This window comes from Paludibacterium denitrificans (genome assembly GCF_009707705.1).
GTDB classification, from domain to species: domain Bacteria; phylum Pseudomonadota; class Gammaproteobacteria; order Burkholderiales; family Chromobacteriaceae; genus Paludibacterium_A; species Paludibacterium_A denitrificans.
On record NZ_WLYX01000001.1, the window covers coordinates 1,174,463 to 1,195,239 of the forward strand.

Here is a 20,777-nt window from a genome sequence, read left to right on the forward strand (position 1 = left end):
CAATTCGCCAATATCCAGCGACAAGCGCACCCTTAAGCCACCTGACTGGGACGACGCGGATCAAGCGCGCCGGGCTCCAATACGCGCCAATCCTGAATGCCGCCCATGGCATTGAGGGCTTCATTCAGCGAGGCATAGTAATTGGACAGGCTGCCGATAGTGACGCGATAACGGTTGGTCAGCGGCTGGTAAGCCAGCTTGAACGCCAGCGAGGCGTGCGGTTCGAACCACTGGCGCAGATCGAGGAAATACGAGGTGGTGCGTGGCCGGGTCAGTTCAAATTCCAGCCGGAAAGTCAGCACCACGCCCTGCGCCAGCGTTTCGGTCAGGCTATAGGGCAGCCGGGTTTGAAAGCGGGTGCTGACCGACAGCTGGCCGTCGCTCATCAGCAAAGCCTCGGCACGGCGCGGAGCAATGCCTTCGGCCTGTGCCGTGGCAACGGTACAGGTCAGCAGCCAGAAAATCAGGCTAATGCTTCTCAAGCAGCGCGTAATAGAAGCCGTCATGACGCTCACAGGGCAACAGCTGCTCATCATTCAGACAGGTCGCGTCGGCATGACGGGACAGGAATGCCTGCAGCTGGTCGCGGTTTTCTTGCGGGAAAATCGAGCAGGTAGCGTATAGCATTTTGCCGCCCGAGGCGAGCAGCGGCCACAGCGCATCGACCATCGTCGCCTGCTGGCGCGCCAGTTCGGCAAAATCGCCGGGGCGACGCAACCACTTGATGTCCGGATGGCGGCGCACCACCCCGGTGGCGGAACACGGCACGTCCGCCAGAATGCGGTCAAACGGCTGACCATCCCACCAGCTTTGCGGCCGGGAGGCATCGCCGGTCAGTAAGGTGGCGGAAAAGCCCAGTCGGTCAAGATTGTCCTGCACCCGTGCCAACCGCTGTGCATCGACATCCAGCGCGGTTAATTGGATATCCGCCAGTTCCAGCAAATGGCAGCTCTTGCCCCCCGGCGCCGCGCAGGCATCCAGTACCCGCTGGCCATCCTGCACATCTAGCCGCCATGCCGCCTGCTGGGCGCCCCAGTCCTGCACCGAGACATGGCCAGCACTGAACCCGGGCAGGTCGCGCACGTTGACCGGCTTGGACAGACGCACCGCGCCTTCACCCAGACTCTCGGCCTGCATGCCCAGCTCCGCCAGGCGCGCCAGATATTCGGCATTACCAACATGGCGGCGGTTGAGGCGCAAGGTCATCGGCGGATGGCTGTTGTCCATGTCCACCACCTGCTGCCACTGCTGCGGATACGCTTGCTTCAGTTGCTTGATCCACCAGCGCGGATGGTTGGTGCTGGCTTCCAGATCCTTGTCGGCCGCCAGATTCAGTGCTTCACGCTGGCGCAGGAAGTTACGTAAGGCGCCATTTACCAGCCCCTTGAAACCGCCGCGAGCCAGACGGCTGGCCAAGGTGACGGCCTCGTTGACCACGGCGTACTCGGCTGCACGGGTATACGCCAGTTGGTAAAACGCCACCATCAGCACCCGCTCCACGGTAGGCTCCGGCAAAGGGCGCGGCACCAGTCGGCGCAACCAGAAACGCAGGCGCGCCAGATGGCGCAGCGAGCCATAACACAAGTCCTGCAAGGCGCCATGTTCGGCGGGGGTGAGGGTGCCCGCCTGTTGTTGCGCGTGTGCCAGCGCCGCAGTGAGCGTCACCCCGTTTTCCACCTGAGCGAGCACATCGGCCGCCAGTTCCTGTATGCGATGCATGCGGTTACTTTCAAAAAAACCGGCCAGTGCCGTCGCTGGACACTGGCCTGATCGTGTTCGAATTCAAGGTTGGCCGAAGCATGAACATGCCGTGCTTACCATTTCCATCGGCAACTAGGCGGCGCCGTGCGCCATGGCCTGCAGCCGGGCAATACGCTCTTCGGTGCGCGGATGGGTACGAAACAGGTCGCCCATGCTGCCGCCACCGGTGAGCGGGTTGATGATCATCATCTGCGCGGTTTCCGGATGCGCTTCGGCACTTGGCATGACGATGCCCTGCGCGTAGTACTCGATCTTGTGCAGGGCATTGGCCAGCGCCAGCGGGTCGCCGGAAATCTGAGCGCCGCCGCGGTCCGCTTCAAATTCGCGCGAGCGGGAAATGGCCATCTGGATGACGCTGGCCGCCAGCGGCGCCAGCAAGGCAACCAGCAACCCGGCGATGGGGTTGACCGGCCGACCCTCTTCATCACGGCCGCCAAAGAACATGGCGAAATTGGCCAAGGCGGAAATCGCCCCCGCCATGGTGGCGGAGATGGTGGAAATCAGGATGTCACGGTGCTGCACGTGAGCCAGTTCATGCGCCATCACACCGCGTAGCTCGCGGTAATCGAGCATGCGCATGATGCCACTGGTGGCGGCTACCGCAGCATGCTCCGGATCACGACCGGTGGCAAAGGCGTTGGGCTGGTCTTCGTGGATCACATAGACACGCGGCATCGGCAAGCCGGCACGTTGCGCCAACTCCGCCACCAGGCCATAAAACTCCGGTGCTGACTGGGCATCCACTTCCGGGCGTTGTACATCCGCAACACCATTTTGTCGGAGTTCCAGTAGGCAAACACGTTCATCGCCCCACCAAACAGCAGGGCCAGCAACATGCCGTTGCGGCCACCCAGCATGGCACCAATCACGCCAAACAGGGCGACGATCGCCGCCATCAATAGCGCTGTCTTGATTCCGTTTTCCACATCCCACCTCTGTTGACTATCGTACCGGACATGACGACGGGTTACTGCCCCAGCGCCACGCCCACCACGCCACTGCGGCCCGCCGCAAAATCACGTGCCGACAAGCGCTTGCCGCCAGCTGCAATTGCGTTACCACCACCAGGCCATCGCCACTGCCCACCACCACGCCATCGGCATCGGCGGCAATCACTTCACCGGGGTTGGCCGAACCGGCACGCGCACTCGCCAGCCAGATTTTGAGCGGCTCGCCATGCAGCCGGGTAAAGGCACCGGGCACCGGGTTATAGGCGCGGATGGCCCGCACGATCTCGGTGGTAAGCAGGCTCCAGTTGATTTCCGCTTCCGCCTTGGTCAGCTTGTGCGCATAGGTGACGCCACTGGCTGGCTGCTTCACCGGCAACAAACCACCCAGTTGCTTGAGCGTCTCGACGATGGCGGCAGCGCCGGTTTCGGCCAACTTGTCATGCAAGCTGCCAGCGGTATCCGTTTCGGCAATCGCCAGCGGATGCACCGACAGCATGTCGCCGGTATCCAGCCCCACGTCCATCTGCATGATGGTAATGCCGGTCTGCGTATCACCAGCCAGCAAGGCGCGCTGGATCGGCGCCGCACCACGCCAGCGCGGCAGCAACGAGGCATGAATATTCAGACAACCGCGTGCCGGAATATCCAGCACGGCTTTGGGCAACAGCAGGCCATACGCCGCCACAACCATCACCTCGGCGCCCACTTCGGCCAACATCGCCTGCGTTTCCGGCTCTTTCAGCGTCACCGGTTGCTCCACGCGCAACCCGTGTGCCAGCGCCACCTCCTTCACCGGGCTGGGCTTGAGTTTCATGCCGCGCCCGGCCGGGCGGTCAGGCTGGGTCAGTACCAGCGCAATATCATGGCTAAGCGGCAATCAGCGCCGTCAGGGCGGCGGCGGCAAAGTCCGGCGTACCGGCAAAAATCAGTTTCATCGACAACCTGTAGAAGTTAAATGAGTGATGCCCATAGCCGCACGGCAACCGGGCCACGCACCCGTCGGCCACGCCGATCAGATATTCTGTTTCTCGCGTTTTTTCAGCTTCGACTTGATGCGGTTCTGTTTCAGTTCCGACAAATATTCGACAAACACCTTGCCGTCCAGATGGTCGATTTCATGCTGGATGCAAATTGCCAGCAAACCATCGGCCTCCAGCTCGAACGGCGTGCCATCGCTACCTTGTGCACGCACCTTGACGCGCTCGGCGCGAGTCACTTTCTCATACACGCCCGGCACCGACAGGCACCCTTCCTCATAGACGGTTTCACCGTCTTTTTCCAGAATCTCCGGGTTGATGAACACGCGGCGCTCGTCTTTTTCTTCGGACAGATCCATCACCACCAGACGTTTGTGATAGTTCACCTGTGTCGCCGCCAGACCAATGCCCTTGGCTTCGTACATGGTCTCGAACATGTCCTCGATGCGCTGCTGCAACGCCTCGTCAAAGGTGTCGATTGCCGTCGCCACGGTATGCAAACGCTCGTCGGGGTAATGCAAAATATTCAGTAGCGCCATCGCTATCTGTCGCTCCAAGTTGTCGTATGTCATCAGCACGCTGATAATAGCCCACTGACAGATGTTCATTCATGAAACGGCCACGCCTTAACTGACCGCCGTTTCTCCAAATATTGGGGCACTTTTCATGCGTAAAAGTATTATATCGCTTGCGCTGGCTCTGGGTCTGGCCTCTCCGGCATTTTCCGACACGTTAACCCTGCGGCAAGATGCGCCGCACCGCTATGTGGTCGTCAAAGGCGACACCCTGTGGGGAATTTCCGGGCGCTTCCTGAAAAGCCCATGGAAATGGCCGCGGCTGTGGAACATGAACCGCAGCCAGGTCAAGAATCCGCACTGGATCTACCCGGGCGACGTGCTGGTGCTGCACTACGTCAACGGCCAGCCACGCTTGTCGCTGGAAAGAAATCTGTCGCGCACGGTAAAACTGTCGCCGGGCGTTCGCAGCGAAGCACTGGACGATGCCGTCCCCAGTATTCCCGCCGCCGCCATCGAACCGTTCCTGACACGCCCGCTGGTGGTTGAGCTTTCCGACTTCAACAAAGCCCCCTCTCTGGTTGCCGGGCCGGACGACCGCGTAGCCGTCGGCCCGGGCGACCGCGCCTATGCCGTCGGGCTGAACGAAGGTGGCACCGGCAGGCCTACCGCCCCAACCGCCCGCTGGTAGACCCGGATACCAAAGAGGTGCTGGGCTTTGAAGTAATCTATGGCGGCGATTTGCAGGTAGACAAGATGGGCGACGACATCCAGTCGCTGCACGTCAGCCGCATTGCCGAAGAAATCCAGATTGGCGACCGCCTGATCAAGGCGCCCAAGGCCCTGTTCGTCAGCTACGTGCCCCACGAGCCGGAAAGCGAGATCAAGGGCAAGATCATCTCCATTTACAACGGCGTGAACAGTGCGGCGGAATACTCCAACGTAGTCATCAACCGCGGTCAGCGTGACGGTGTCGAGGTCGGCCACGTCTTTGGCATCTTCCGCAAAGGCAACCTGATCGAATTCAAGACGGCCGATGGCCGCACCCGCAAGGCCGCGCTGCCGATGGAGAACTCCGGCAAGCTGTTTGTCTACCGCGTATTTGACCGTGTGTCGTACGCGCTGGTACTCAACAGCTCGCTGCCGGTCAGCATCGGCGACACCATCGCTCCGCCCGAGGCGGAATGAGCGCAGCGCTGGCCGACTGGCTGCAAGTAGCCCTGACGCCGGGCATCGGCCCGGTGGGCTTCCTCAAGCTGATCCGGCATTTTGGTGATGCCACGTGTGCCGTCGGGGCACGCGCTGGCCAGCTGGAACCACTGATCGGAAAAGCCGCTGCCCGGGCCCTGCAGCAGCGTGCCGCGCAGCCTGCTGTCGAGGCGGCGCTCACCGGGCCGAGGGGAATGGCTGCCACTTGCTGACACTGCTGGATGATGACTATCCGGCACAGTTGGCCGAAGCCGATGCACCGCCTCCCCTGCTGTTTGCCCGTGGCCGCCGCGAATTGCTGGCCCGCCCCATGCTGGCCATCGTTGGCAGCCGCAACGCCACACCTGCCTAAGCACCAGCTGCGCCCAAGCGTTTGCCCAGCAGTTGGCCGAACACGGCTATACCATCGTCAGCGGGCTGGCCAGCGGCATCGATGCCGCCGCCCACCACGGGGCGCTGTCTTGTAACGCCTCCAGTATTGCCGTGATCGGCACCGGCATAGACCGCGTTTACCCGGCCAGCAACCGTGCGCTGGCGCATCGCATGGCCGAACACGGCCTGATCCTGTCGGAATTCGCCTTGGGGCTGGGACCGTTGGCACAACATTTTCCGCGCCGCAACCGCATCATTGCCGGGCTGGCGCGGGGTTGCCTAGTGGTGGAAGCCAATGTGCAGTCCGGCTCGCTCATCACCGCGCGGCTGGCGGCCGAAAACGGCCGGGAGGTGATGGCGATTCCCGGCTCGATTCACAACCCGCAGGCTCGCGGCTGCCACCGGCTGATCAAGGATGGCGCCAAACTGGTGGAAACCGTGGACGACGTACTGGATGAAGTCGGTAGTTACTGGAACTGCCACCGCCCGGGGCTGAACGGTCCATACCGCAACCGGCGGCGAACCAAACACCAGCAGAAAGCCCACCAGCGGGCGCAAATGCCACACTTCTGGCCGCCATCGGCTTTGATCCGGTGAGCGCGGATGAGCTGGCCGAGCAGCTTGGGTTGACGGCGGGGGAGCTTTACGCGATGCTGCTTGAGCTGGAACTGGACGGCCACGTGGCAAGCTTGCCCGGAGGCCGCTTTCAGCGCCTGTCCTGAAGCAGCGGCAGGTGGCACACGGTGGGTTATCGCCACACCGTCGTCCAGCCCTTATTGAAGAAGAACGGATGTTTGACGTATTAGCCTATTTATTTGAGCAGTATCAGGACCCGGAAGCCTGTCGTGACCGCGACACCATGATGCGCCAGCTCGAAGCCGCTTACTTTGAGGATGAAGAAATCAATGACGCGCTGGACTGGCTGGATGGTATCTGCGATCTGGACAGCAGTATCTATGCCGCCGCGGATGACGCTTATGGCATGCGTGTGTATGCAGACGTCGAACTCAAGCGCCTGCCGGTGGAAGTCCGCGGCCTGATCCAGTTTCTGGAAGACCATGGCGCGCTTTCGCCCGCACAGCGGGAAATGGTGCTGGATCGACTGCTGGAATTGCCCGATGACGACATCAACGTCGGTTCCACCAAGCTGGTGGCGCTGATGGTGTTGTGGGCGCAGAAGGCCGAGTTGCCGATTTTGCTCGGCGAGGAGCTTCTTGACGCGGTGCATGGCGAACCGACCATGCAATGACTTGTCAGCAGGGGGAAGTCGGGCTTACCATCCCCGCCCTGACGAATACCGAACAAGAGCGCTACCTTGCGCTCTTGTTTTATTTGATGGATACCCAATGTGTCGGCCTCGCTTGCGGGCCATCGCTATCGAAACGAAAACATGCCCACCAGCCTCTTGATCGTTGAATCGCCATCCAAGGCAAAAACGCTGAAGAAATATCTGGGACCGGACTTTGAAGTGCTGGCCTCCTACGGCCACGTGCGCGATCTGGTGCCCAAAAACGGCGCGGTAGACCCGGAAAAAGGGTTTGCCATGAAGTACCAATTGATTGCTCGCAACAGCAAGCACGTCGACGCTATCGTCAAGGCCGTGCAAGAGGCCGACCACGTCTATCTGGCAACTGACCCGGACCGCGAAGGTGAAGCCATTTCCGGCATCTGGTGCAGATTCTCAACGGCAAGAAGCTGCTGAAAGACAAGACAGCGCAGCGCGTGGTATTCCACGAAATCACCAAGAACGCGGTGCTGGAAGCGATCCAGAACCCGCGCGAGGTGGCGCAGGATCTGGTGGACGCGCAACAGGCACGCCGGGCGCTGGATTATCTGGTGGGCTTTAACCTGTCGCCGCTGCTGTGGAAGAAAATCCGCCGTGGCCTGTCGGCTTAAGCCGCGTGCAAAGCCCGGCCTTGCGCCTGATCTGCGAGCGTGAAAACGAGATTCGCGCGTTCGTGGAACAGGAATACTGGTCGGTGCATCTGGACAGCCACAAAGGCCGCACCAAGTTCTCCGCCAAGCTGCATACGCTGGCAGGCAAAAAGCTGGAACAGTTCGACATTCCGAACGAAGCCGAGCAAGCCAATATCCTGACAAGGTTGGCCGAACAACCGGCCGTAGTTGCCGCGATCGAGAAAAAGAAGAAATCGCGCAGCCCAGCCGCTCCGTTCACCACCTCCACGCTGCAACAGGAAGCCGTGCGCAAGCTCGGCATGACCACCGACCGCACCATGCGTACCGCCCAGCAGCTATACGAAGGCGTGGACATCGGCCAAGGCACGGTCGGCTTGATCACCTACATGCGTACTGACGCCGTGGTGCTGGCCAATGAAGCCATCGAAGAAATCCGCGGCTACATTAGCGAAAAATTCGAACCGGCATGTCTGCCCAAGGCGCCGGTCAGCTACAAGAACAAATCCAAAAACGCGCAGGAAGCGCACGAGGCGATTCGGCCAACCTCCATCCTGCGCACGCCGGAAGCGGTGAAACCGTTCCTCACCAGCGACCAGTTCAAGCTGTACGACATGATCTGGAAGCGGACGCTGGCCTGCCAGATGGCACCGGCCAAGTTCGACACCACCAGCGTCGATATCAGCGTGGGCGAAGCGATGTTCCGTGCCAGCGGCCGGTACTGGTATTTGCTTACTTCCTCGCCGTGTACGAAGAAGACGTCGATGACGCCGAAGACGAAGATCACGCCAAACTGCCGCTGCTGGAAGAAGGCGATGCGCTGCCGGTAGACAAACTGTATGGCGAACAGCACTTCACCCAGCCGCCGCCGCGCTTCTCCGAAGCCAGCCTGGTGAAGGCGCTGGAAGAATACGGCATTGGCCGCCCGTCCACCTACGCCAGTATCATCTCCACGCTGAAAGACCGCGAATACGTCATTCTGGACAAGAAGCGCTTCTTGCCCACCGATACCGGCGACATCGTCAACAAGTTCCTGACCGAGCACTTTGCCCAGTACGTGGACTACAACTTCACCGCCAAGCTGGAAAACCAGCTGGATGAAATCGCCAGCGGCCAGCGCGAATGGGTGCCGGTGATGGAAGCGTTCTGGAAGGGTTTTTCCAAGCAGATTGCCGAAAAAGAAAGCATTTCGCGCGCTGAAGTCACCACGGAAAGCCTGGACGAAGCCTGCCCGAAATGTGGCAAACCGCTGTCGATCAAGTTTGGCAAACGCGGCCGCTTCATCGCCTGTACCGGCTATCCGGAGTGCGATTACACCCGCAACATCGGTGAAACTGCCGAACAGGCCGCCGCCGAAGCGGAAGCCCCCACCGTGGTGGAAGGCCGGGTGTGTCCGGACTGTGGCGGCGAGCTGCACATCAAGAAGGGGCGTTATGGCAAGTTTATCGGCTGCGCCAACTACCCCAAGTGCAAGCACATCGAGCCACTGGAAAAACCGCGCGATACCGGTGTGGTCTGCCCGGAATGCAAGACCGGCCACCTGATCGAGCGCAAGAGCCGCTATGGCAAGCTGTTCTATAGCTGCGACACCTATCCGAAGTGCAAATACGCCACCGGAACCCACCAGTGGCCGAGCCCTGCCCGAAATGCGGTTGGCCCATTCTCACCATCAAGACCACCAAACGGCGTGGTACGGAGAAAGTGTGCCCGCAGAAGGAATGCGGCTACAGCGAGGTGATTGCCCCGCCGGAAGGCAAGGATAGCGAATAAGCGCGGCGCCACTGCTCGCCCAACACCACGCTCCCGCAAGGGGGCGTGGTTTTTTATCGCCAACACCCGGCCGATCATGCACCTGGCATGACCAACTTGCTGATTTTATTAGCACAATCTGGCCAGATGAATCTTATAATACGTGTCATCTCTCACGTAAAACCTCCAGAGCACCCCGGCTCTCACACGCGGCCTTGCCGCTGCGCATGATTCGGTCTGCCCCGGCTTGCCACAGACAGGCAACAGGCACAGGGAACCTTCTTCCCCGATCGACAGTTTGCCCCGCGCGACTGATCTAGAGAAACATGATGAAAGTAACCAGTCGATTTTTATTTACCGGCAGCGCCGTACTGGCTTTGCTGGCGTTTATGTTTGAAAGCTGGCTGATGCTGCCGGTGGCGTTCTTCGTGGCGTTTTTTGGCATGCTGGTGGCAGACCGCGAACAACTGGCAGACATGGACCAGACGGCGCTCGCCATGATGCTGGCGGTGCCGGAACAACGCCCGCTGCAAACGCTGGACGATTTTCGCTGCCGGGAATTGCTGTTCTATAGCGCCGGTTATCCGGTCTACCGCTACCTGATTGCCAGCGATTCGTGCTGGGAACTGGTGGGCGAGGAAAGTCAGGTCAAGGCCGAACGCGGCATGATCCGGGTATTTCCCGGCTTCCTGTATCGGCGCGTTGCCCGTTAAGCCACATCGCCCGTCGCGCCATAAAAAAACCGTCGCAACACGCGACGGTTTTTTTCATGCTGGCGGCGCAGCCGTTCTCAGCCAAGCAAGACCAGACTCCACACTGCCACCAGATTGATCAGCCCGAGCAACTGGGCGGCGCTGCCCATGTCCTTGGCGCGCTTGGCCAGCGGATGGCGCTCCAGCGAGGTGTGATCGACTGCGGCCTCGATGGCGGAATTGAGCAGCTCAATGATCAGCGTCGCCAGCGAACTGGCTACCAGCAGCGCACGCGCCAGCGGCTGGGCGTGAATGATGAACGCCAGCGGGATGAGGACGAGCGCCAGCAACACCAGCTGGCGGAAGGCGTCCTCGTAACGCAGCGCCGCCTTGAGGCCATCCAGCGAATAGCCAAAGGCGTGGATCAGACGGGACACCCCGGTTTTACCCTTGAACGGGCTTTCCTCAAGCTTGCTCATGACAGTTCCAGAACATGAAATCCACGACGCACCTGACGTCGCCACAGGTTGGCCGAACAGGGTGGCAATCGCCACGCTTGCCGGTTACTGGCCACACGCCCGCTCCAGTGCATCGATATACAGCCCCGCCACATTCAGCTCGGTCTGATCCATGATCTCGCGGAAGCAGGTGGGGCTGGTAACGTTGACTTCGGTCAGATAGTTACCGATCACGTCCAGCCCGGCCAGCAGGATGCCACGGCGACGCAATTCCGGACCGATGGCTTCGGCAATTTCACGGTCGCGTGCCGTCAGCGGCCGTGCCTCGCCGCGCCCACCGGCCGCCAGATTGCCGCGCGTTTCGCCCGCGGCGGGGATGCGTGCCGGGCAGTAATCCACCGGCTTGCCGTCAATCACCAGAATACGTTTGTCGCCATCGCGGATTTCCGGGATATAGCGCTGCGCCATGACGGTACGGCTTTCGCGCTGGGTGATGGTTTCCAGAATCACCGACAGATTCGGGTCATCCGGGCGTACGCGGAAAATGCTATCGCCGCCCATGCTGTCCAGCGGTTTGAGGATGACATCCTGATGCTGTTTGACGAAGGCACGCAGCCGGTGCGCCTGGCCGGTAATCAGCGTCGGCGCCGTCCATTCCGGAAATTGCAGAATGGCCAGCTTCTCGTTGAAATCGCGCAGGGCCTGACCGCTGGTAAACACCGGCACCCCCTCCGCTTCGGCCAACGTAAACAGCTGCGAGGCGTACAGGTATTCCATGTCAAACGGCGGGTCCTTGCGCATGACGATGGCGTTGAACGCCGTCAGCGGCTGGCGCAGCACGTCGGAGAGCTTGTACCACGCGGCTTTTTCGCCGGTCAGGGTGACGCCGCGCGCGTCCACCAGCAAACGTCCACCTTCCACCGACAGTTCGCGCGCTTCGGCAAACGACAGCGCATGGCCGCGCCGGGCGGCCTCCTCCATCATGGCAAAGGTGGTGTCCTTGTAAATCTTGAAGTGTTCCAGCGGATCGGCGATGAACAGGATGCGCATGCTTTTCAGTCCTTGGTTGGCGACGGCTCGTCACGCATCATGCGGTCCATGTCGTGGCGGGCCTGTTGCATCATGGCGTCGGCCCGGCGCGCCACCTGCAAAAAGGTGGCTTCGTCGGTCGGCTGATAAGTACAGCCCAGATAACGCTGCGGTAAGCTGTTTTGTCCGGCACGCCCAGCAACAGCGCCAGCGGGTTGGCGGCGATTTCATAGGCCGACAGCATCGGCCCGGCTTCGCCGGTAAAACGGTAATACTGCTCGGTGACGGCAATCGGCGCCCGTTTGAGGGACAGCCGCTTGGCTGCGGCGGCCAGCGTTTCGCCATCTGCCAGCGGCACGGAGACAAACTCCTTGTGCAGCGCCAGCCGTACGGGTTGGCCGAACACCGTGATCGGCGTGGTCAGGTCATACACATACACGCCCAGCTGACTGGCTGCGGTGTTCTTGCGAATCCAGTCCGGCCCCTTGTCGAACACCACGTCCAGCAGCGCGGGCTGCAGGGCCTGATAACGTTCAAACGAGGTGCAGCTGACCAGTTCGGCCAACGTTTGCGGCGTCAGCGCATCACCGGCCAGCACCGGCGCGGCGAGCCACAGCAGGCTCAGCCAGCGCCATTTCATGCGTCGCGATCCGGATCGGTGTTTTCCAGCTCGAGCGAGGCGGCGAGCAGCGCCAGACGGGCAATCACCCCGTAGGCGTAGAAACGGTTGGGCGCGCAATCCGGCGAGCCTTTGCGGTCCGGCAGGCAATGGGTTTCAAACGACAGCGGCACGAAATGCATGCCGGGCGCGTTGAGGTTTTCATCCACGCCACGACCAGTGTGCACGCGGTAGAAACCGCCGATGACGAAGCGGTCCATCATGTATACCACCGGTTCGGCTACGGCCTCGTTGATGGTTTCGAAGGTGTGCACGCCTTCCTGCACGATCACTTCGCTGACTTCCAGCCCTTCCTTCACCACCGACATCTTGTTGCGGGCCTTGCGATTGAGACCAACCACTTCGTCCGGGCTCTTCACGCTCATCACGCCCATGCCGTAAGTGCTTAAGCATCGGCCTTGACGATGACAAACGGCTCTTGCTCGATGCCATGTTCACGGTATTTGGCGCGAATCTTGTCCAGCATGTCCGACACGGTGTCGGCCAGCACTTGCTCACCCTGCCGCGCCCGGAAATCCAGCCCGGAGCAGGTAGCAAAGTACGGATTGATCATCCACGGGTCGATGGAGATCAGCTGGGCAAAATCCTTGGCGACCTGATCATAGGCGGTAAAGTGCTGGCTCTTGCGGCGCACGGCCCAGCCGGCGTGCAGCGGCGGCAACAGGTTTTGCTCCAGCCCCTTGAGCAGGTCCGGAATGCTTAAGCCGACAGGTCGTTGTTGAGCAGCACCACGCACGGGTTGAAGCCATCGGCCAGCACTAGACGGTTGCCACGGCGTTCGATCGGTTCCAGCCGCACGGTATCGCCGTGTGCTGTGGTCAGTTCGGTCGGCGCGGTGATTTCCGGGTTGAGCGAGCCGAGGCGCACCTTGAGACCGGCCTGTTCGAAGATGTGCACCAGCGAGGCGACGTTTTGCAGGTAAAAGGTATTACGGGTGTGGTTTTCCGGAATCAGCAGCAGGCTTTTGGCCTCGGGACAGACTTTTTCCACCGCGCTCTGGGCGGCCTGCACCGCCAGCGGGGTGAAATCCGGGTTCAGGTTGTTGAACCCGCCGGGAAACAGATTCATGTCCACCGGTGCCAGCTTGAAACCGCTGTTGCGCAAGTCGACCGAACCGTAGAACGGAGCGGCATGGTTATGCCATTGGCTACGGAACCAGTGTTCGATTTGCGGCTGGGCCGTGAGGATGCGGCTTTCCAGCTCAAGCAACGGGCCAGACAGCGCAGTGGACAGGTGCGGGACGGTCATGTCTACCTCTGTGGGTATGGTACGGTATCAGGATATGCTGAAATGGTGGCAAATGCAGCGGGATTCAAGCCTGCTGGCCGGGCAAGTCGGCCAGTGGCCAGTCCCTCACCATACGAGGCGCGGTATTGGCGCTGCCAGCTGTCGGCCTCCAGCACGTGATTCTGGCAACCGTGCTGCGTCACCTTGATGGCGCCCAGCAAGTTGGCCAGCCGCCCGGTGGTGGTCCAGTCCAGCCCGTGACGGATGCCGTAGAGCAAGCCTGGCGCGGAAGGCATCGCCACAGCCCATCGGGTCAACCGGCGCGCCATCCGGCTGCGCGGCGGGGATACGGTACACCTCGCCCGCAGCATAAATTTCCGCCCCCTGCGCGCCGCGCGTTACCACCAGCGCGGTCACCTGTTCGGCCAACTGCTGTACCGTCAAACCGGCACGTTCGCGCAGCAACTCGCTTTCGTAATCGTTGATGGCGACATAGCTGGCACGCGCCACGATCTGGTGGATTTCGTCGGCTGACAGCAGCGGCAACTCCTGCCCCGGATCAAAGACAAAGGGAATGCTTAGCTTCGGCCAACTCGCGCGAGTGCTGCAGGAACGCCGCGTGGCTAGGCGGCGGACAGAATCGCCAGCTGAACCGGCGCCGTGATGTCGGCGACATGGTTGTCTGTGGCAAAATTCATCGCGCCGGGATGAAAAGCCATCAGCTGGTTGCCGTCGCGATCGGCAATGCCGAAGCACTGCGAGGTAAACTGGCCGGGAATATGGCGAATGAAGCGGTCGTCCACGCCGACGCGGCGCAGGTGCTGGCGATACGGTTCAAAATCATCGCCCACTGTGCCCATGACGATGGGACGCTCGCCCAGCAGGCACAGGCTGTAGGCAATGTTACCGGCCATGCCGCCAAATTCCCGCCGCATACTGGGCGCAAGAAAGGTGGTGGAAATCTTGTGCAGCTGATCGGGCAATATCTGGCTGTCGAAGCGGCCGTGGAAGGAAAACAGCGTATCGTACGCCATGGTGCCGCAGACCAGAATGCTCATGGTTTTCCTCCCCGGATAGAAGCGCCGATTTTAGCATGGAAGCGCTCGCCCACCGGCAGGTAACGCGGGCGGCGCCCATGCCTTCCCTCAACCATTGATTCGGACATTGATTATGCGGTTTCTGTCCCTGATTGCGGCGGCCTTGCTGGCCGTGACTCTGCTCCCAGCCCGTGCGGCGCCGCTGGATGACGCGCGCTTTAGCGATCTGCAAGAAAGTCCGACACAATTGTCGACGCTACGCGGCAAAGTCACCGTCATCAACTTCTGGGCCACCTGGTGCGGCCCGTGCCGCGAGGAAATGCCCATGCTCAACACGCTGCGCCAGCGGCTGGCGGGCAAGGGTGTTGAGGTGGTGGGCATTGCGCTGGACAACAAGGTGGAGGTGAACAACTTTGTGCGCCAGCTGAACATCAACTACCCGATCTGGCTGGGCAACAGCCAGACCACTACGCTGATGCGCGCGCTCGGCAACCCGTCGGGCGGGCTGCCGTATACGCTGGTGCTGGACCGGCGCGGCAACGTGGCGGCACGGCTGCTGGGGCGCGTGTCGGAAAGCACGCTGCACAGCGCCATCGCGGCACGGCTGTAACGAAAACGCTCCGACACCAGCCGGAGCGTGACAAGGTTGGCCGAACCGGATAACCGCGCACCAGCCGCCGGTTCAGATGGTTGCAGCCAGACGCGCGCCCTGCTGAATCGCCCGCTTGGCATCCAGCTCGGCCGCCACATCGGCACCGCCGATCAGGTGCACGTTTTTGCCCGCGGCCACTAGCGGCGGCTGCAATTCGCGCAGCGGGTTTTGCCCGGCGCAGACCACGATGGTATCGACCTCCAGCAGCCGCTCCTCACCATTGATGACGATATGCAAGCCAGCGTCGTCAATACGCTGATACTGCACCCCCGACAGCATGCGCACCTGCCGCTTCTTCAGGCTTTCGCGGTGAATCCAGCCGGTGGTCTTGCCCAGACCCTCGCCCACCTTGCTGGCCTTGCGTTGCAACAGATACACCTCACGCGCACTGGCTAAGCGGCTGCGCGCCCTCTGCGGCCAGCCCGCCGGGTTGCGCCAGCGTCATGTCCACGCCCCATTCGTGCATGAATGCCGCCGGATCGAGCGATGCCGACGGGCCGTCCTGCGTGAGGAACTCGGCGGTATCAAAGCCGATCCCTCCGGCACCGATGATGGCGACTTTTCGGCCAACCTCGCGCCCGTCGCGCAGCACATCCAGATAACTCAACACCTTGCGGTGCTCGATGCCGGGAATCTCCGGTTAGGCGCGGCGCAATACCGGTGGCCAGCACGATTTCATCAAAGCCGTGCAGATCCTCGGCCTGCACCCGCTGCCCCAGCCGCAACGTCACCCCGGTCAATTGCAGGCGGCGCGCAAAGTAACGCAAGGTTTCGGCAAATTCTTCCTTGCCCGGAATCTTCTTGGCGATATTGAACTGGCCACCGATCTGCGCGGCGGCATCAAACAGCGTCACCTGATGCCCGCGCTGCGCGGCTATCGTGGCAAAGGCCAGCCCGGCGGGCCCGGCCCCCACCACCGCCAGTTTCTTTGGCTGTGCCGTGGCGGTGTAATTCAGCTCGGTTTCGTGGCAGGCACGCGGGTTGACCAGACAGGAACTCATCTTGCCCCGGAAAATATGGTCGAGGCAGGCCTGATTGCAGCCGATGCAGGTATTGATCTCGTCGGCGCGCCCCTCGGCCGCCTTGTTGACGAACTCCGGGTCGGCCAGAAACGGCCGTGCCATCGACACCATGTCGGCGCCGCCGCTGGCCAGAATCTCCTCCGCCACCTCCGGGGTATTGATGCGGTTGGTGGTGATCAGCGGAATCTTCACCTTGCCCATCAACTGGCGCGTCACCCGGGCAAAACCGCCGCGCGGCACGCTGGTGGCGATGGTGGGCACGCGTGCTTCATGCCAGCCGATGCCGGTATTGATCAGTGTGGCGCTGGCTTTTTCCACCTGTTGCGCCAGCTCCACCACCTCATCCCAGCGGCTGCCATCCGGCACCAGATCAAGCATCGACAACCGGTAGATGATGATGAAATCCGTACCCACGGCAGCGCGTACGGCCTTGAGCACTTCCAGCGGAAAACGGATGCGGTTGGCAAAACTGCCGCCCCAGCCATCGCGGCGTTTGTTGGTATGCGGGGCGATGAACTGGTTGATCAGATAGCCTTCCGAGCCCATCACCTCGACGCCGTCATAGCCCGCCTGCTGGGCCAGTTTTGCACAGCGGGCAAAGTCGGCAATGGTGCGCCAGATGTCGTCTTCCGTCATTTCGCGCGGGCGGTAGACATTGATTGGCGCGCAAATCGGCGAAGCCGATACCAGCTGCTCCTGAAAACTGTATCGCCCAGTGTGCAGAATCTGCATGGCAATCTTGCCGCCTGCCGCGTGCACAGCATCGGTCACCACACGGTGGTGCGGCACCTCACGCTCGTCCGCCAGCATGGCCGCACCCTCCACCACGCGGCCTTCCTCATTCGGCCCCACCCCACCGGTAACGATCAGGCCAACGCCACCACGCGCCCGTTCGGCATAAAACGCCGCCATGCGGGCAAAGCCGTCTGGCGCTTCTTCCAGCCCGGTGTGCATCGAGCCCATCAGTACGCGATTTTTCAGCGTGGTAAAGCCCAGATCCAGCGGAGCCAGCAGGTGCGGGTAAGCCATGTGTATCATCCTCGTGTTGGTTTTTTTGCCGATTTGGTTTCGGCTTGGTTATGCCGTCAAAGATACTTACTAGTAAGTAAGCTGTCAACGCGCACTCAACCCAGTCCAACATCCTGCTAAAACAGGCGTACCGATGCAGCAAAATCGCCCGCCCCGCGCCACCCGGGCGCCACCGACCAAGATGGCGCGGCGGCTCAACCTATCATCTGGCTGGCATCAAAATCCGGATTGCAACGCGCGGTCAGCACATGGTCACGCCAGGCACCATTGATGTAGAGATAGTCCTTGGCTTCGCCTTCGATGCGAAACCCCAGCCGCTGCAACAACCCGGCACTACGCAGATTGGCTAATACTGATAATTGGCCCGGATGCGATGCAGCCTCATGTCGTCAAATGCCAGCGCAATCACCGCCTCCAGCGCTTCACGCATCAGCCCTTGCCCCTGCAACGAGGCATCCAGCGCATAGCTCAGGGTGCCGGATTGCAAACGGCCGCGCACCACGTTGCTCAATGCTACCGAGCCGACCACCTGCCCCGGCTGCTCTTCCAGCATCAACAGGAAAGCCGCACCGTGCCCATCCAGCCAGTCCTTGGCCCGCTGGCGCAAGCGCATGGTCCAGTACAGCTGGGTGTAGAACATGTCACCCGGCACCGGGTCCCATTGCGCCAGATGCTCACGGTTGCGCAGCTGGAAATCCAGCATGGCACTGGCCCAGCTGGTTTCGGCAGGCAACAGGTGCAGACGGCGGGTTTTCAGCGTGGGCTGGGCATGACTCATCGGCGGCTCCGCCATAACTAAAGATTTCAGCATACCCAGCACCGGCGTGGCTCGCCAAGCGCAGGGCAATAAAATGGCCCGCGCTGCCGGGCAGGACGGGCCAGCAGTTTCGGCCAACTTGGGCCGCCTCACGGCATCAGGCGGTCAGGCGTTCCAGCGCTTCACGGTATTTGGCCGCGGTTTTTTCACGCACGTCCAGCGGCACGGCCGGGGGCTGGCTGTTTGTTCCAGCCGGAAGCTTCCAGCCAGTCACGCACAAACTGCTTGTCGAACGACGGCGGATTGCTGCCTTCCACATAGCTGTCGGCTTAAGCCAGAAACGGCTGGAATCCGGCGTCAGGGCTTCGTCCATCAGCGTCAGCGTGCCGTCTTCGTCCGGGCCGAATTCAAACTTGGTGTCGCAGATGATGATGCCACGCTTGGCGGCAAATTCTGCGGCGGTCTTGTACAGCATGATGGCGGTATCGCGCACCTTGGCCGCCAGCTCGGCACCAACAATGGCCTCGCACTGGGCAAAGGTGATGTTCTCGTCGTGATCGCCCACCGCCGCCTTGGTGGACGGGGTGAAGATCGGTTCCGGCAGCTTGCTGGCTTCCTGCAGACCGGCTTTAAAGGGCTGAATGCCGCACACGGTGCCGGACTTCTTGTATTCCTTCCAGCCGGAGCTAAGCCAGATAGCCGCGCACCACGGCTTCGATCGGCACGGCCTTCAGGCGCTTGGCCACCACGGCACGGCCTTGCACTTGCGGCAGGTCTTCGGCAGAGACCACGTCTTCCGGTTTGTCACCGGTCAGGTGGTTGGGCACCACGTCTTTCAGGGTGTCGAACCAGAAATTGGAAATGGCGGTAAGAATCTGGCCCTTGGCCGGGATCGGGTCATCCAGAATGACGTCGAATGCCGACAGACGGTCGGTGGCGATCATCAGCATGCGCTTGTCGTCGATCTCGTACAGGTCGCGTACCTTGCCGGAGTAGATTTTTTTCAGGCTTTTCAGGTTGGTGGTGTTAATGCCGGTCATATGACTTCCTTGAAAGCTAAAAACGACGCCTTGTGGGCGCCGTTGTCCGAATCGGGTTACAGCGTTTGTTTCAACGCCCGGGCTTGTTCCAGCGCATCATCCACCTGAGCGGACAACACGGTGTAGTGCCCCATCTTGCGACCGGGGCGGGCGGCCTTCTTGCCGTACAGATGCAGGTGCGCATTGGGCGCTTCCATCAGCACCGCCCAGTTGGGCTCGCCACCATCGCTCTGCCAGACATCGCCCAGCAGGTTGACCATCACCACCGGCGACAGCAGATCGGTCTTGCCCGGCAGCAGGCCGCACATGGCGCGCACTTGCTGCTGGAACTGATCGGTCAGGCAGGCATCCAGCGTGTAGTGGCCGGAATTATGCGGCCGTGGGGCAATTTCATTGACCACCAGGCTGTCGTCGGCCAGCACGAAACATTCCACCGCCAGCACGCCGACGTAATCCAGCGCGTCGGCCGGGCGTTTGGCCATGTCCTGCGCGGCCGCTGCCAAAGACGGCGCAATGCGGGCCGGTACGATGGAGACATCCAGAATACCGTTTTCGTGACGGTTTTCCGCCACCGGAAACACGGCCATCTGTGCCGTGCTGACGCGGGTAACGATGGCCGATACTTCCAGCTTCAGCTCCAGCATCTTTTCCAGCACACAGGTCACGCCGCCCATTTCCGCGTAAGCCGCGCGCGCTTCTTCCGCGCTCTTGACCCGGATCTGGCCTTTGCCGTCATAGCCCAGACGCGCGGTCTTGAGGATACCCGGCAGGTAGGCACCCAGATCGCCAGCCAGATCGTCGGCCGAAGTCACGGCCAGATACGGTGCGGTGGGCAGGCCTTGTTGATCCAGCTTTTTTCGGCAATGCGGTCCTGCGCAATGGCCACGCAGTCGCCAGACGGCGACACGCGCGTGACACGTGCCAGCTCGCGCATGGCATCGGCGTTGACGTTTTCGAATTCGGTGGTGACGGCGGCACAGGTTTCGGCCAACCTTTTCAGTGCGGCCGGGTCGTCAAACGGCGCGCACAGGTGCACATCGGCAAACCGTGCAGCCGGAGCGTTGACGTCCGGATCGAGTACCGTCACGTGGTAGCCCATGGTCTTGGCGGCAACCGTGAACATGCTGCCGAGCTGGCCTCCACCCAGAATGCCCAGCATGGCGGGCGGCAGGATGGCGCGAGTCATTACTCCACCTCCGGCAGCGTCATCGCTAGCACGGTGTCCTGCTGTTTCTGGCGGAAAGCCTTGAGTTTGTCAGCCAGTTCCGGCCGGGTGGTAGCCAGCATGGCCACGGCATACAGGGCGGCATTGGCGGCACCGGCTTCACCGATGGCAAAGGTGGCCACCGGCACGCCCTTGGGCATTTGCACGATGGACAGCAGCGAATCTTCCCCGCGCAGGTAACGCGATGGCACCGGCACACCCAGCACCGGAATATGCGTCTTGGCCGCCAGCATGCCCGGCAAGTGGGCGGCGCCACCGGCTCCGGCGATGATGGCCTTCAGCCCGCGCGCTTCGGCGGTAGCGGCATAGTCAAACAGAAGGTCGGGGGTACGGTGGGCAGAGACGACACGGGTTTCAAAGGCGACGCCGAAGTCTTTGAGCACGCACGCGGCGTTCTGCATGACTTCCCAGTCGCTGTTGCTACCCATCACGATGCCGACTTCGATCATGGCGGAGAAGCTCGCAAGTAATGAAAAAAAGGGA

At 61.4% G+C, this 20,777-nt stretch carries 24 protein-coding genes and 6 pseudogenes; 10 read left to right on the top strand and 20 right to left on the bottom strand.

Translation table 11 applies throughout. From position 1 onward, the window contains the following. Nucleotides 1–32: 32 nt before the first annotated feature. From GKE73_RS07865 to def, 6 genes and pseudogenes are all read right to left on the bottom strand, one after another. Nucleotides 33–482: a DUF4390 domain-containing protein gene (locus GKE73_RS07865; RefSeq protein WP_230369651.1), complete on the bottom strand. Its 450-nt coding sequence runs from the start codon at nt 480–482 to the stop codon at nt 33–35. Next, nucleotides 469–1,719 carry a 16S rRNA (cytosine(967)-C(5))-methyltransferase RsmB gene (gene rsmB / locus GKE73_RS07870; RefSeq protein ID WP_230369652.1) on the bottom strand — a complete coding sequence of 417 codons (1,251 nt, stop codon included), beginning with the start codon at nt 1,717–1,719 and terminating at the stop codon, nt 469–471. The genes GKE73_RS07865 and rsmB overlap by 14 nt, the downstream gene beginning before the upstream one ends. A 114-nt stretch (nt 1,720–1,833) precedes the next feature. Continuing rightward, the gene (locus GKE73_RS07875) at nt 1,834–2,460 is read right to left on the bottom strand and encodes a M48 family metalloprotease (RefSeq protein WP_230369653.1); all 627 of its coding nucleotides are present in this window, start codon (nt 2,458–2,460) and stop codon (nt 1,834–1,836) included. Beyond that, nucleotides 2,418–2,687 (bottom strand): M48 family metallopeptidase, encoded by a 270-nt coding sequence (locus GKE73_RS07880; RefSeq protein WP_230369654.1) that lies wholly within the window; start codon nt 2,685–2,687, stop codon nt 2,418–2,420. The genes GKE73_RS07875 and GKE73_RS07880 overlap by 43 nt, the downstream gene beginning before the upstream one ends. A 41-nt stretch (nt 2,688–2,728) precedes the next feature. After that, nucleotides 2,729–3,646: pseudogene (gene fmt, locus GKE73_RS07885) on the bottom strand (methionyl-tRNA formyltransferase). 77 nt (nt 3,647–3,723) lie between these two features. After that, on the bottom strand, nt 3,724–4,227 hold the full coding sequence (gene def, locus GKE73_RS07890) for a peptide deformylase (RefSeq protein ID WP_230371437.1): 504 nt from the start codon (nt 4,225–4,227) through the stop codon (nt 3,724–3,726). 127 nt (nt 4,228–4,354) lie between these two features. On the opposite strand from def, the gene GKE73_RS07895 reads away from it, so the two are divergent. From GKE73_RS07895 to GKE73_RS07935, 9 genes and pseudogenes are all read left to right on the top strand, one after another. Further along, nucleotides 4,355–4,894, top strand: a complete 540-nt coding sequence (locus tag GKE73_RS07895) for a LysM peptidoglycan-binding domain-containing protein (protein WP_230369655.1) — start codon at nt 4,355–4,357, stop codon at nt 4,892–4,894. 17 nt (nt 4,895–4,911) lie between these two features. Next, on the top strand, nt 4,912–5,391 hold the full coding sequence (locus GKE73_RS07900; RefSeq protein WP_230369656.1) for a hypothetical protein: 480 nt from the start codon (nt 4,912–4,914) through the stop codon (nt 5,389–5,391). Beyond that, nucleotides 5,388–6,506 (top strand): annotated as a pseudogene (gene dprA, locus GKE73_RS07905) (DNA-processing protein DprA). Before GKE73_RS07900 ends, dprA begins: the two are co-directional and overlap by 4 nt. Nucleotides 6,507–6,574: 68 nt before the next feature. Next, nucleotides 6,575–7,033, top strand: coding sequence for a Smg family protein (locus GKE73_RS07910; protein WP_230369657.1), 459 nt, complete (start codon nt 6,575–6,577; stop codon nt 7,031–7,033). Between the two features lie 99 nt (nt 7,034–7,132). Continuing rightward, entirely contained in the window at nt 7,133–7,486 is a 354-nt protein-coding gene (locus tag GKE73_RS26935; protein ID WP_230369658.1) for a toprim domain-containing protein, read from the top strand. Beyond that, complete coding sequence (locus tag GKE73_RS26940; protein WP_230369659.1) at nt 7,456–7,680, top strand: hypothetical protein; 225 nt, start codon at nt 7,456–7,458, stop codon at nt 7,678–7,680. The genes GKE73_RS26935 and GKE73_RS26940 overlap by 31 nt, the downstream gene beginning before the upstream one ends. Nucleotides 7,681–7,742: 62 nt before the next feature. Continuing rightward, nucleotides 7,743–8,776, top strand: a pseudogene (locus GKE73_RS26945) (DNA topoisomerase); the annotation flags it as partial. Nucleotides 8,777–8,833: 57 nt separating this feature from the next. Next, nucleotides 8,834–9,436, top strand: coding sequence for a topoisomerase DNA-binding C4 zinc finger domain-containing protein (locus GKE73_RS26950; protein ID WP_230371438.1), 603 nt, complete (start codon nt 8,834–8,836; stop codon nt 9,434–9,436). Nucleotides 9,437–9,776: 340 nt separating this feature from the next. Beyond that, nucleotides 9,777–10,160, top strand: a complete 384-nt coding sequence (locus tag GKE73_RS07935; RefSeq protein ID WP_230369660.1) for a hypothetical protein — start codon at nt 9,777–9,779, stop codon at nt 10,158–10,160. 77 nt (nt 10,161–10,237) lie between these two features. On the opposite strand, the gene GKE73_RS07940 is transcribed toward GKE73_RS07935, so the two are convergent. From GKE73_RS07940 to GKE73_RS22955, 6 genes and pseudogenes are all read right to left on the bottom strand, one after another. Then, complete coding sequence (locus GKE73_RS07940; protein ID WP_230369661.1) at nt 10,238–10,618, bottom strand: diacylglycerol kinase; 381 nt, start codon at nt 10,616–10,618, stop codon at nt 10,238–10,240. Between the two features lie 84 nt (nt 10,619–10,702). Beyond that, a complete protein-coding gene (gene gshB / locus GKE73_RS07945; protein WP_230369662.1) occupies nt 10,703–11,647 on the bottom strand; it encodes a glutathione synthase in 945 nt (314 codons plus the stop codon). Nucleotides 11,648–11,717: 70 nt separating this feature from the next. Beyond that, nucleotides 11,718–12,266: a hypothetical protein gene (locus tag GKE73_RS07950; RefSeq protein ID WP_230369663.1), complete on the bottom strand. Its 549-nt coding sequence runs from the start codon at nt 12,264–12,266 to the stop codon at nt 11,718–11,720. Continuing rightward, nucleotides 12,263–13,553, bottom strand: a pseudogene (gene gshA / locus GKE73_RS07955) (glutamate--cysteine ligase). Before gshA ends, GKE73_RS07950 begins: the two are co-directional and overlap by 4 nt. A gap of 105 nt (nt 13,554–13,658) precedes the next feature. Next, nucleotides 13,659–14,078 carry a PfkB family carbohydrate kinase gene (locus GKE73_RS22950; protein WP_280954827.1) on the bottom strand — a complete coding sequence of 140 codons (420 nt, stop codon included), beginning with the start codon at nt 14,076–14,078 and terminating at the stop codon, nt 13,659–13,661. 77 nt (nt 14,079–14,155) lie between these two features. Beyond that, complete coding sequence (locus GKE73_RS22955) at nt 14,156–14,590, bottom strand: PfkB family carbohydrate kinase (protein ID WP_280954828.1); 435 nt, start codon at nt 14,588–14,590, stop codon at nt 14,156–14,158. Nucleotides 14,591–14,702: 112 nt separating this feature from the next. On the opposite strand from GKE73_RS22955, the gene GKE73_RS07965 reads away from it, so the two are divergent. Further along, nucleotides 14,703–15,179 carry a TlpA family protein disulfide reductase gene (locus GKE73_RS07965; protein ID WP_230369664.1) on the top strand — a complete coding sequence of 159 codons (477 nt, stop codon included), beginning with the start codon at nt 14,703–14,705 and terminating at the stop codon, nt 15,177–15,179. Between the two features lie 72 nt (nt 15,180–15,251). On the opposite strand, the gene GKE73_RS22960 is transcribed toward GKE73_RS07965, so the two are convergent. The 8 genes and pseudogenes from GKE73_RS22960 to purE form a co-directional block, all read right to left on the bottom strand. Further along, nucleotides 15,252–15,599, bottom strand: a complete 348-nt coding sequence (locus tag GKE73_RS22960; RefSeq protein ID WP_312854399.1) for a 2,4-dienoyl-CoA reductase — start codon at nt 15,597–15,599, stop codon at nt 15,252–15,254. Nucleotide 15,600: 1 nt separating this feature from the next. After that, a complete protein-coding gene (locus GKE73_RS22965) occupies nt 15,601–15,828 on the bottom strand; it encodes a hypothetical protein (RefSeq protein ID WP_280954829.1) in 228 nt (75 codons plus the stop codon). Further along, nucleotides 15,746–17,272, bottom strand: a complete 1,527-nt coding sequence (locus tag GKE73_RS07970) for a 2,4-dienoyl-CoA reductase FMN-binding domain-containing protein (RefSeq protein WP_280954830.1) — start codon at nt 17,270–17,272, stop codon at nt 15,746–15,748. Before GKE73_RS07970 ends, GKE73_RS22965 begins: the two co-directional genes overlap by 83 nt. 194 nt (nt 17,273–17,466) lie before the next feature. After that, nucleotides 17,467–17,595, bottom strand: coding sequence for a hypothetical protein (locus GKE73_RS22970; protein WP_280954831.1), 129 nt, complete (start codon nt 17,593–17,595; stop codon nt 17,467–17,469). A 23-nt stretch (nt 17,596–17,618) separates the two neighbouring features. Further along, a complete protein-coding gene (locus GKE73_RS07975; RefSeq protein ID WP_230369665.1) occupies nt 17,619–18,050 on the bottom strand; it encodes a GNAT family N-acetyltransferase in 432 nt (143 codons plus the stop codon). A 136-nt stretch (nt 18,051–18,186) separates the two neighbouring features. Then, nucleotides 18,187–19,069, bottom strand: a pseudogene (locus GKE73_RS07980) (phosphoribosylaminoimidazolesuccinocarboxamide synthase). Nucleotides 19,070–19,125: 56 nt separating this feature from the next. Continuing rightward, nucleotides 19,126–20,255: pseudogene (locus tag GKE73_RS07985) on the bottom strand (5-(carboxyamino)imidazole ribonucleotide synthase). After that, nucleotides 20,255–20,743 (bottom strand): 5-(carboxyamino)imidazole ribonucleotide mutase, encoded by a 489-nt coding sequence (gene purE / locus GKE73_RS07990; RefSeq protein ID WP_230369666.1) that lies wholly within the window; start codon nt 20,741–20,743, stop codon nt 20,255–20,257. Before purE ends, GKE73_RS07985 begins: the two are co-directional and overlap by 1 nt. Between the last annotated feature and the right edge of the window lie 34 nt (nt 20,744–20,777).

What these genes read in the sequence shown, in the direction of transcription:
- gshB (WP_230369662.1), bottom strand. Translation starts at nt 11,647, where the DNA reads ATGCGCATCCTGTTCATCGCCGATCCGCTGGAACACTTCAAGATTTAC.
- def (WP_230371437.1), bottom strand. Translation starts at nt 4,227, where the DNA reads ATGGCGCTACTGAATATTTTGCATTACCCCGACGAGCGTTTGCATACC.
- GKE73_RS07895 (WP_230369655.1), top strand. Translation starts at nt 4,355, where the DNA reads ATGCGTAAAAGTATTATATCGCTTGCGCTGGCTCTGGGTCTGGCCTCT.
- purE (WP_230369666.1), bottom strand. Translation starts at nt 20,743, where the DNA reads ATGATCGAAGTCGGCATCGTGATGGGTAGCAACAGCGACTGGGAAGTC.
- GKE73_RS07950 (WP_230369663.1), bottom strand. Translation starts at nt 12,266, where the DNA reads ATGAAATGGCGCTGGCTGAGCCTGCTGTGGCTCGCCGCGCCGGTGCTG.
- GKE73_RS07910 (WP_230369657.1), top strand. Translation starts at nt 6,575, where the DNA reads ATGTTTGACGTATTAGCCTATTTATTTGAGCAGTATCAGGACCCGGAA.
- rsmB (WP_230369652.1), bottom strand. Translation starts at nt 1,719, where the DNA reads ATGCATCGCATACAGGAACTGGCGGCCGATGTGCTCGCTCAGGTGGAA.
- GKE73_RS26950 (WP_230371438.1), top strand. Translation starts at nt 8,834, where the DNA reads ATGGAAGCGTTCTGGAAGGGTTTTTCCAAGCAGATTGCCGAAAAAGAA.
- GKE73_RS07935 (WP_230369660.1), top strand. Translation starts at nt 9,777, where the DNA reads ATGAAAGTAACCAGTCGATTTTTATTTACCGGCAGCGCCGTACTGGCT.
- GKE73_RS07975 (WP_230369665.1), bottom strand. Translation starts at nt 18,050, where the DNA reads ATGAGTCATGCCCAGCCCACGCTGAAAACCCGCCGTCTGCACCTGTTG.
- GKE73_RS07965 (WP_230369664.1), top strand. Translation starts at nt 14,703, where the DNA reads ATGCGGTTTCTGTCCCTGATTGCGGCGGCCTTGCTGGCCGTGACTCTG.
- GKE73_RS07970 (WP_280954830.1), bottom strand. Translation starts at nt 17,272, where the DNA reads ATGGCTTACCCGCACCTGCTGGCTCCGCTGGATCTGGGCTTTACCACG.
- GKE73_RS22955 (WP_280954828.1), bottom strand. Translation starts at nt 14,590, where the DNA reads ATGAGCATTCTGGTCTGCGGCACCATGGCGTACGATACGCTGTTTTCC.
- GKE73_RS07940 (WP_230369661.1), bottom strand. Translation starts at nt 10,618, where the DNA reads ATGAGCAAGCTTGAGGAAAGCCCGTTCAAGGGTAAAACCGGGGTGTCC.